At 46.8% G+C, this 10,598-nt stretch carries 6 protein-coding genes and 1 rRNA gene; 1 reads left to right on the plus strand and 6 read right to left on the minus strand.

Annotated elements, in window-relative coordinates:
• Positions 1–8: 8 nt before the first annotated feature.
• From BC343_RS12500 to BC343_RS12530, 6 genes are all read right to left on the minus strand, one after another.
• Positions 9–1,530, minus strand: a 16S ribosomal RNA gene (locus BC343_RS12500).
• Positions 1,531–2,150: 620 nt separating this feature from the next.
• Entirely contained in the window at positions 2,151–3,239 is a 1,089-nt protein-coding gene (locus tag BC343_RS12510; RefSeq protein ID WP_078348131.1) for a bile acid:sodium symporter family protein, read from the minus strand.
• A gap of 27 nt (positions 3,240–3,266) precedes the next feature.
• Positions 3,267–4,199 (minus strand): RraA family protein, encoded by a 933-nt coding sequence (locus tag BC343_RS12515; RefSeq protein ID WP_078348132.1) that lies wholly within the window; start codon positions 4,197–4,199, stop codon positions 3,267–3,269.
• Between the two features lie 13 nt (positions 4,200–4,212).
• Positions 4,213–5,340, minus strand: coding sequence for a mannonate dehydratase (locus BC343_RS12520; RefSeq protein WP_078348133.1), 1,128 nt, complete (start codon positions 5,338–5,340; stop codon positions 4,213–4,215).
• A 127-nt stretch (positions 5,341–5,467) separates the two neighbouring features.
• Entirely contained in the window at positions 5,468–6,985 is a 1,518-nt protein-coding gene (locus BC343_RS12525) for a SusD/RagB family nutrient-binding outer membrane lipoprotein (protein ID WP_078348134.1), read from the minus strand.
• A gap of 19 nt (positions 6,986–7,004) precedes the next feature.
• Positions 7,005–10,100: a SusC/RagA family TonB-linked outer membrane protein gene (locus BC343_RS12530; protein WP_078348135.1), complete on the minus strand. Its 3,096-nt coding sequence runs from the start codon at positions 10,098–10,100 to the stop codon at positions 7,005–7,007.
• A 239-nt stretch (positions 10,101–10,339) separates the two neighbouring features.
• Between BC343_RS12530 and BC343_RS12535 the strand changes: the two genes are divergently transcribed.
• Positions 10,340–10,591: a hypothetical protein gene (locus tag BC343_RS12535; RefSeq protein ID WP_078348136.1), complete on the plus strand. Its 252-nt coding sequence runs from the start codon at positions 10,340–10,342 to the stop codon at positions 10,589–10,591.
• Positions 10,592–10,598: the final 7 nt, after the last annotated feature.

Genomic DNA, 10,598 nt, shown 5'->3' on the forward strand with positions numbered 1-10,598 from the left:
TGCTCCAGAAAGGAGGTATTCCAGCCACACCTTCCGGTACGGCTACCTTGTTACGACTTAGCCCCAGTTACCGGTTTTACCCTAGACGGCTCCTTGCGGTTACCGGCTTCAGGCACCCCCAGCTTCCATGGCTTGACGGGCGGTGTGTACAAGGCCCGGGAACGTATTCACCGCGTCATTGCTGATACGCGATTACTAGCGAATCCAACTTCACGGGGTCGAGTTGCAGACCCCGATCCGAACTGTGAACAGCTTTATGAGATTGGCATCCTGTTGCCAGGTAGCTGCCCTCTGTACTGCCCATTGTAGCACGTGTGTAGCCCCGGACGTAAGGGCCATGATGACTTGACGTCGTCCCCTCCTTCCTCTCTATTTGCATAGGCAGTCTGTTTAGAGTCCCCATCATTACATGCTGGCAACTAAACATAGGGGTTGCGCTCGTTGCGGGACTTAACCCAACACCTCACGGCACGAGCTGACGACAGCCATGCAGCACCTAGTTTCGCGTCCCGAAGGACTGGAGCGTCTCTGCTCCATTCGCTAACTTTCAAGCCCGGGTAAGGTTCCTCGCGTATCATCGAATTAAACCACATGCTCCTCCGCTTGTGCGGGCCCCCGTCAATTCCTTTGAGTTTCACCCTTGCGGGCGTACTCCCCAGGTGGAATACTTAACGCTTTCGCTTAGACGCTGGCCGTATATCGCCAACATCGAGTATTCATCGTTTAGGGCGTGGACTACCAGGGTATCTAATCCTGTTTGATCCCCACGCTTTCGTGCCTCAGCGTCAATCTTAGCTTAGTAAGCTGCCTTCGCAATTGGTGTTCTGTGGCATATCTATGCATTTCACCGCTACTTGCCACATTCCGCCTACCTCAACTACATTCAAGCCCATCAGTATCAAAGGCACTGCGATAGTTAAGCTACCGTCTTTCACCCCTGACTTAATAGGCCGCCTACGCACCCTTTAAACCCAATAAATCCGGATAACGCTCGGATCCTCCGTATTACCGCGGCTGCTGGCACGGAGTTAGCCGATCCTTATTCTTACCGTACATTCAGCTTCGGTCACGACCAAAGGTTTATTCCGGTACAAAAGCAGTTTACAACCCATAGGGCCGTCTTCCTGCACGCGGCATGGCTGGTTCAGGCTTCCGCCCATTGACCAATATTCCTTACTGCTGCCTCCCGTAGGAGTCTGGTCCGTGTCTCAGTACCAGTGTGGGGGGCCATCCTCTCAGATCCCCTAAACATCGTAGCCTTGGTAAGCCATTACCTTACCAACTAGCTAATGTTCCGCATGCCCATCTTAACCCTATAAATATTTGATTATCAAACAATGCTATTCGATAATATTATGCGGTCTTAATCTCTCTTTCGAGAGGCTATCCCCCTGGTTAAGGTAGGTTACATACGTGTTACGCACCCGTGCGCCACTCTCATCAGGAGCAAGCTCCCAAATCCCGTCCGACTTGCATGTATTAGGCCTGCCGCTAGCGTTCATCCTGAGCCAGGATCAAACTCTCCATTGTATAATGTGTTTGTTTGTATCCAAGCCCTATTAAACTCAATCAATAGAAACTTGTAAAAAAATATTCTCTTACATTATCTACCATATTTGTATTATAACTACCTTGCGGTCGTTACGCTACATGATTATCCATTTCTTAAAAGAACTTTGCGCTTCTCCTCGCGGTTCGGCTATATGCTTTTGAAGTTTTAACACTTCTAAACTTTTCATTTCATTTATTCGAAAGTCGCTTTCAAATATTCCCTTCGTTTTGGGATTGCAAAGGTACGTTTGTTTTCTAATTCTACAAATAAAATTTCAAAATATTTACAAGTGGTTAATTTACAGGAGAATAAAATCAAAGCCGTGTATCCAAGATGCTTTAGATTTCGGAAGCTTTGTATCAAAGCAGAAAGGCTAAAATCGCAAATATCTAATAATCAGATATTTAAAATATTACTTTTTTTTCGAAGAAATTCAGAAACGGTTAGTAAAAGTAACGCGCATATCGTTTCTCAGGCTTCACAACCGAAAGCACAAAGGACCAATATTGGCATATTAAACTGGTTATTAACCAATTACAAACAGCAACAATTTATTGGGGTATTTTGTAAAATTTAAAGCAAAACCTTACCCAAGCCTTTATACTGCCTTTTCTTCAGGTGGTTTTCGGTGCCACCAAGTAGCCAGTATAGACCCCGTAATATTCATCAAGGGGCCAAATACCGCAGGGGCAAGGCCAACCGTAGCCATTTTGCCCATCTCTTTAGCTAAGCCCGAAGCTAATCCCCCGTTTTGCATGCCTACCTCTATAGCAATGGTACGGCAGTCGCGCTCGCTCATTTTAAATAACCTTCCCGACCAATAGCCCAACGTATACCCCAACAAGTTGTGTATCAGTACCAGCAGTATCAGCAAGGGGCCAATGGTAAGCAAACTGTTACGCCCCGCTGCGGTGATGATCACGATGATAAAAGCAATACCAAGCATAGATACCACCGGCATGGCATTATCCAGCCATTTGGCTTTTCCGCTCAAAAACTTATTGAAGATAAGCCCGGCAGCTATGGGCAGTATCACCATTTTGGTAATATCCCACATCATATCAACCACATGTATCTGCACAAAAGCACCGGCAAAAAGCTTCATGAGTAATGGGGTGATCACCGGCGCTAACAAAGTAGACACCGCTGTAATAGTGATAGACAGCGCAAGGTTTGCCTTGGCGAGGTAAGATATTACATTGGATGCCATACCATTTGGCGAACAGCCGATCAAAATTATACCCGCAGCAATTTCGGGCGGGAAGCCACTCAGGCTGGCAAGCGTATAACCTATCAAAGGCATAATTAAAAAGTGGCTGAACACGCCAATGAAGACCCCTTTAGGCATTTTTACCACGCCTACAAAATCGTGCAGGCTCATGGAGGTACCCATCCCGAACATGATTACCTGAATAAGGGGCGTTATTAGTTTTGCAAATTTAAAGCCCTTGTATTCCTGGAAATATTGCGGGTAGTAAAGCGCTGTGGCTACCGCTGCAAAAATGCAAAGCGTGTAGGCAAAGCCCTTCAGCAAAGCCGATCTGCGGAAGCCGATAGCCAGCATAATAAACCCGCCTATGTAAAGCGGGCCCGCATTACCGGTATGCCCCGCGAATGATAGCGCTAAAGCCACCCAAAAACATAATGCCGCCAGCACCATGGCTATAGTGTATAATTTATTCTTCATTTATAAGATGTTGCCTTGCAGGTAGTGTTAGTAGTTGCGGTCTTTTAAGTAATCGTCCAGCTCTTTTTTGGTCATAGGGAGTTTGCCGGGGTAATTGTTCACCCATTTTAAAAAGTCGGCCTTTATTTCTTCGGTCCATTTGCTGTCTATTTGACCGGCCAGGTATTTTTTCTCGCGCAGGCGCTGATGGCCAAACTGGTCGCGCAGGGCGGTAACTTCTGAGGTGAGCACCAACTCTTCAACCAAATAAGCAGGGATGAATACCGTACCGTACTTTTTGGCCAGCACCACATCTCCGGGCAAAACGGTAGCCCTGCCAATGCGGATCGGGTTGTTGATTGTAGTAACGGTAGATTGCAACAGATAAGAAGGGTCGGTACCTTTCACCCAGCCATTAAAGCCCTTTATAGCACTCAACCCTTCAACATCGCGTACCGAACCATAAAATATCACGCCCCTGTGCGATTTAGCATAGATGGAATTTCCGAGGTTATCGCCTATCAGCGTACCGTCGGCTATTTTGCCAAAGCCATCGGCCACGTATACATCGCCATCAACCAAAATATCAATAGGCCATGAGTTATTGCCGCCTTGTTGACCTCTGCCCTCTGCAGCGCCTTGTGCTTTTACAACCTCCAACAGATCGGGCCGGGCGGGCATGTATTGGGCAGTAACTACGCGGCCAACCATGGGGCTATCGGGATTAATAATTTGCCAATCGCCCTCGAACTGATTTACAAAGCCTTTGTTTTTTAATACGCCCCAGGCATCCTCCAGCGAAATATTTTTAAGCCGCGCTAATAGGGCATCGGATACCTTTGGCCTGCCATCGGCAAAGCGTTCGCCTTTCCATTTGGCGGTTAGTGTTTTAATATATTCCGGCGATGCGCCAACTTGCTGTGCTTTTACCGCCAGCGAACCCGCCAGCAGCAAAACAGAAAGTATAAATTTCTTATTCATAAGTTTAGTGTTATTAGGCTCTACTCACCGCTTCCATTAAACCGCGCATGTAACCAATGGCGTAAAGTACGGCAATGGTGCTGTAGCCCGGGTTTTCGTTACTGTCGCCTGCCATGGTAGGCACATGGTCGGGGCGAATGGCGCCCGTGAAACCTATTTTGTAATAAGCTTCCATGGCCTTGTACATATCTATCTGTCCCTCATCGTGAAAGGTTTCCTCGAACTTGAACTTCCCCCCTTTTACATTCCTGAAGTGAACAAAATGGATTTTCTCTTTACCGAAATGATGGATGGTATCAGGAATATCCACCCCCATCAGCGAGAAGTTGCCCTGGCACATGGTGATACCATTATTAGGGCTTGGGTACAGTTTCAGCATTCTATCGAAATTCGGTACCGTCGTCATGATACGGGAGATGCCTCTGAGGCTATCTACCTGCGGGTCATCGGGATGCATGGCCAGTTTAATGCCGGCTTTCTCGGCTTCGGGTACCACGGCTTTTAAAAAATATTCCAGGTTTTTCCAGAGCAGATCTTTAGATACCTGCCCGTATTTAGTAAGCGGTGCATTTTTTATATCCTCATAATCGAATGCGGTAACCAAAGCGCCTCCCCTGCCGGGTTTATCGTTACTGGTGCGGTACCAGCCTATAACGGGCATCCAGTTATAGCAAATGGTATCGATGCCAGCTTTAGACAGGTTTTTCATGAAGGTGATAAAGTTGGCTATCTCTTCGTCGCGCCCCGCCAGCCCCAGTTTTGTTTTTTCGCCAAGCGACGGCGGGCCTTCTATCACCCGCAGTTTAAGCCCCACGTTTTCCCAGGCTTTTACGTTTGCTTTTATGGTATCTAACTCCCATGGTTTTGCGTTTGCACCGGCGTGTGCCGCATGTATCCCTGCTACGGCGCCCAACACGTCCATTTGTTTGGTGAGGGCTATTTTTTGCGGATTCATGCCGAAAAAGTACGATTCGCAAAATTGCATCCCGGCATCGCGCACCAGGGCGCTTTGTCGCTTCGCGTTCTTTATTCCTTGTTTGTATGCTTCCGAATTGGCCGCAGAGGCAGCCGTACCACCAAACGATAGCGCGGCTGCCAGTGAGGCACCTTTTTTTATAAAATCTCTGCGGTTATCCTTCATTATATATAAGTCTTCTCTAAGCATTCCCCTTCGACCCATCTCGGGTTCGCTTCGCTTTTCACCCTCTCTCCGCAAGCGAAAAGAGGGTGAAGAGCAAAAAGGAATTACAAGGTTTAAAAAACTTCTTCTATTGTTTATCCCACCAAATACGGGTGGTAAACAAGTCGGCACCTTGCCTGCTGATGGCGGCATTTACATTTGGGTTCACGCCGAACTCGCCGGGTGAATATTTAAGGCGGCGGGGTACGGTACCGTTAGTTTCGTTACCCACATAGTTTATTGGGGTAATTACAGGGTAGCCAGTCCTTCTCCAGTCGGACCATGCCTCAACACCATTTAAGGTAACAGCGTGCAGCAAGTACAACTCGGTATGTATAGCGTTCATTTTATCGGCCAGTGTACCTGCAACAGGGTAAGCATTGGCAGCAGCATAAGTAGCTATCTCTGTTACCGAAGGTTTTACTGTACCATAAACCTGGTTTAAGGCAGCGGCCTGGCCATCTGCAAAAACAGTAGCAGCCGTACCCGTAGCCCAGCCACGCTCAATAGCTTCAGCCTGTAATAAGCGGGCTTCGGCGTAGGTCATGTATATCCAGGGGTTGTTGTTGGCATACATACGTGCCGAAGGGCGCGAGTACAGATCCAGATTTGATGGCGTTAAAGTTACCAACGCATTGGTGGTGATACCATTTGGCAAACCAACCTGGTTAGCTACTGTAGCATCGCCATTTTTAAGAGCGGCAACAAGCGGCAGGCGCGGATCGTTGCGGGTTTTCATCATATCGATAAAGGTTTTGCCCCATTGCACACCGTTTACAGCAGCAATATTACGCGAGCCCGGGCCTAAGGTCCACGAGTTAGGGTTAGAGCTTATTTGCGCAACACCCTCAAACCTTATGGCAATGTTTTCGGCGCTGCTGGTGATGATACCGCCAGCTAAAGCTTTTGTAGCCCAGGCTTGCGCCATGGTTGCATCTACTTTTTGCAGGCGCATAGCCAAACGCAGCATCAGGGTATTGGCCGCACGTTTCCATTTAGCAATATCGCCGCTGTAGATATAATCTGATGCTGTTGGAATGTAAGCCGTTGCGCTTAAAGCTGCACCGGCCTGCTCTAACTCGGTAAGCATATCGGTGTAGATAGACTGCTGGGTATCGTAAGCAGGATTGAAGTTACCATCGGTATAACCTTTACCGGCTTCTTTGTAAGGCACATCGCCATACATATCGGTCATCACAGCCATATCCATCACCTTTAAAATACGCGCCATCGAATTGATGTTCACATCTTTGGCCTCTTTAGTAAGGCCAATAAGGTTTACTTCGTTCTTAATAGAATTTGCATAAGCATCTTCAAAATAAGCCGAAAAGCCGTTTTGGGTAGATGTATAAAAACTACCACCGTATGCGCTCAAATCGGTAGAGGCCATTTGCTGCATAATGCAGGCCGCATACTGTATATTGTTACGCCACGATTTTGGGTCGGGGTTGTGAGAGCCGGCTAACTGCACTTGCGATGCTGCAAGCAGGTAATCGTTAGGCACCGATACCGGCACGTTCGGGTTGGTATTTATGGCCTCAAAATCTTTGGTGCAGGAAGCAAACGCCACCGCAGCAAGTGTTATAATTGATATTTTACGTATCATTTTAATGCTTTTTTAAATGTTAAAACTTAATGTTAAGGTTAAGGCCTATGTTGCGGGTAGTGGGTGCACTACCGTACTCTAAACCCTGCGCGTTACTGCTGTTGTAGTTAGATTCCGGATCCAACGAGCCTGTTTTCTTCATCAGAATGGCTACGTTGCGGGCTACTAAACCAATAGTGGCGCTTTTAACACTTATTTTATTTAATAAAGATGTTGGCAATTGATAGTTAAGGATGATCTGCCTTAGCTTAATAAAGTCTGAACTGAATACCGATACGGTTGCTATGTTGGCATGCACGTTACCCCAGTAATCTTGCGCGGTTGCACGCACGGTGTTAGGCGTACCCTGCTCGTTAACACCCACGCCTATTATACCGCCATCGCGGCCTGCAAGTGTTTCGGGAGCTAAACCAAAACGGTATTGGAAAGCTTTTGAACCTGAGTAAATGTAGCCGCCGTATTTAGCATCTATCAGCGTGCTTAACGATATGCGTTTGTAGGTAAAAGTGTTGGTGAAACCCAAGGTATAAGGCGACACGCCCGAACCGTATGTAATTAGGTTACCTTTTTGCGGGATACCGCCGGCACTGTAAACAATGTTACCCGCAGCATCGCGCTTGTAATCGAAACCGGTTATTTGGCCGAATGGCTTGCCTACTATTTGGTCAACAAATGATGTACCGTAGCGGCTTTGATCTACACGCAGCGTGGTAAGGTTGTTGTAAAGGCTCACCACCTCGCTTTTGTTATAAGCAAAATTGAAGGAGGTGTTCCAGTTGAAAGCACCTGCTTTAATAGGTGTACCGCCAATTAATAACTCGATACCTTTGTTGCTGATCTGCCCTACGTTGTATAATGCACTGGTATAACCTGAACCTAATGATACGGTGGCAGCTACGATGTCATTTTTGGTTTGGCGGTCGTAAACCGTAAAATCAAAGTTGAACCTGTCGTTAAACATCCTTGTCTCTACGCCGATCTCCGATGTGGTAGAGGTTAACGGCTGCAGGTTTTTGTTAGGGATAGTGGTATTGTTTATCTGGCCTATTGGTGCACCAAGGTTAGCACCATTCAGGTTATAGTTAAGCGCCAGGCTATAAGGCTCGGTATCGCCGCCGGCTTGTGCCCATGCACCGCGTACCTTTAAGTAATTGAATACTGTTGGCAGTTTAAACGCTTCCGAAACCACAAAGCTTGCACCTACCGATGGGTAAAGGATACTGTTTTTGCCGGTGGCCAGGGTTGAGAACCAATCGTTACGCACGGCGCCATTCAGGTACAAATAGCTTTTGTAAGATAACTCTACCGTACCGAAAACGGAGTTGATACGCTTATCGTAACGCGAAGTGCTGTAGTTGCGGTTCACCGGATCGATGTTGGATACGTTGTAGAAGAATGGGATGTTGAAGGTATTGTTGGCTACAAAATCATTACCGTCAACAGCCATTTTCATGAAGTTGGCACCGGCAATAGCGTTAAAGTTTAGGTCGTTAGTGATATTTTTATTGGCACCCAAGGTAAACTCGGTGTTTTGTTCGTTGTAAGTACGGTTGTGCTGGGTTAAACCACCGCGCAATTGGTAAGATGTACCGTAGGGGATAATTTCGCTTTGCGCATAGTTAAAGTAGTTTAAGCCGAAACGTGCTTTAGCATACAGCCAACTGGTGAACTGGTATTTAGGCTCGATAGAACCAATGATGCTGTTCTTGTGGTCGTCTTCCTTAAAATCCTCAACACCATAGTATGGGTTAATGGTGAAAAGGTTATCGTTCCAGGGGTTTTCGTAACCTGCAGCAGTGTATTTTTTCTCGCGAAGTAATGATAACGGAATATCCTGAGGCAAAGCCAGAATAGCAAAGGTAGTACTACCGCCCTCGCCCAATACGCGTGGCCTGTTATGCGTTCTCTCCGCTATATATTTAGCATTCACTGCCACGGTAAGCTTTTTACCCTGATTGGTGGTAAGGTTCAGCGAGAAGTTGTTACGGTTGGTAGTATTAGTTGGCAAAATACCATCGTAGTTAAGGTTACTGTACGATAAACGGTAGCGGGTGCTCTCGGTAGAGCCGGTTACGGCAACGTTGCTGGTAATACTGCTACCTGTTTTATAAAAGTTAGCGTAGTTGTTATCCTGTATTACGTATGGGCGTAGTTCGCCATCGTAAAACATAGCGTCGGTACCATCGTATTTACCGCCCCAGCTAAAACGGCCGGCTTTTGCCTGCGCTACGGTAGTTGGCTTTACACCGCCCGTACCATGCCCGTATTCGGTTTGGTAACCCAGGTTAGGTATCAGCAGGTTTTCCATGGCAGCGTTCAAGCCAAGCTCTACACCTATGCCCTGCCCGTTTTTGGCAGATTTTGATGTGATGAGTATAGCACCGTTTGATGCTCTCGAACCGTAAAGTGCAGCAGCCGTAGCACCTTTCAGTACGCTAATGCTTTCGATATCATCCGGATTGAGCTGCGATATACCGTCGCCTTTATCGTAACCTTGTGCGTCACCTTTTGTCCACGATACTATCGGGCCAAGTTTGGTAGCATCGTTACTGATGGGTACACCATCTACCACAATAAGCGGCTGGTTATCCTGCGAGATAGAACCGCTACCCCTGATGGTGATACGGGTAGAACCGTTAGCACCTGTTGCCGGTGGCGATATGTTCAAACCGGCTACTTTACCTTCCAGGCCGTTAGCAATATTCACGCTGCGGGCTTCGGTAAGTTCGCCGCCCTTTACTTCGGTAACGGCGTAGCCTAATGATTTTTTCTCTTTTTTGATACCGAGGGCAGTAACTACTACCTCGCTCAGCGAAGCATTGCCCGAAGCAAGTGTAATTTTAACGCCCGAGCTTTCGCCTTTTAATTGAAATTCCTGTGTTTTGTAGCCAATGTAGCTCACTACCAATATGGCGTTGGTTGGTACGTTGATAGAAAATGCGCCTTTAGTATCGGTTACGGCGGCGGTTTTTATGGATGCTTTATTATAAACGGTTGCGCCTATCAGCGGCAGGCCGTCATCGCCCATTACCACACCCGACACCTTTTGTGCCTGGGCAAATGCGGTATTCAGAAAAACAAGGCCTAAAAAGGCCAGGAAAATAAGTTTTTTCATAAACAACTGGTTGGTTGAATTTAATTAGGTTTTAAAATTGGTTTGGAACAGAAACAGTATTGGCAATTGGCGTGCAGCTTCTCACACTACAGCCTAAATAACCTGTTTCGTTTTTGTTGAGGCCCCGCAAACTCGCTGAGGGGAAATAGGGCCGCCGTTAAAAGTTTTGATGTATAGGTTCTCTCATTTTAAATTGGTTTGGTTTAACAATAAGCCTGCATGCAGATTGGTTGGCCGCAATGCAATGGCATAAATTCTTTTTAGCATGTTATACCTTCGCGGTTGTGGCGCTCGTGCAGCCTTGGTTTATCGCGAAGCAGTATTATTATAATTGGTTAATGATGTCGCCTAATGATGAGGCATTATCATTTGGCACAATGTTAGGCAACGGGCCGGCGGATGCCCTTATCAAGGCGTGCCATAACTTATCAATTGATGCAAAGCCCCTTTTTGATGCTTTTTTTAGTGTTTTAAGCCCTAAACTTGTTTAAAAGATCA

Source organism: Mucilaginibacter pedocola, assembly GCF_002013915.1.
Lineage (GTDB): Bacteria > Bacteroidota > Bacteroidia > Sphingobacteriales > Sphingobacteriaceae > Mucilaginibacter > Mucilaginibacter pedocola.

What these genes read in the sequence shown, in the direction of transcription:
- BC343_RS12515 (WP_078348132.1), bottom strand. Translation starts at nt 4,199, where the DNA reads ATGAATAAGAAATTTATACTTTCTGTTTTGCTGCTGGCGGGTTCGCTG.
- BC343_RS12530 (WP_078348135.1), bottom strand. Translation starts at nt 10,100, where the DNA reads ATGAAAAAACTTATTTTCCTGGCCTTTTTAGGCCTTGTTTTTCTGAAT.
- BC343_RS12525 (WP_078348134.1), bottom strand. Translation starts at nt 6,985, where the DNA reads ATGATACGTAAAATATCAATTATAACACTTGCTGCGGTGGCGTTTGCT.
- BC343_RS12520 (WP_078348133.1), bottom strand. Translation starts at nt 5,340, where the DNA reads ATGAAGGATAACCGCAGAGATTTTATAAAAAAAGGTGCCTCACTGGCA.
- BC343_RS12510 (WP_078348131.1), bottom strand. Translation starts at nt 3,239, where the DNA reads ATGAAGAATAAATTATACACTATAGCCATGGTGCTGGCGGCATTATGT.
- BC343_RS12535 (WP_078348136.1), top strand. Translation starts at nt 10,340, where the DNA reads ATGCAATGGCATAAATTCTTTTTAGCATGTTATACCTTCGCGGTTGTG.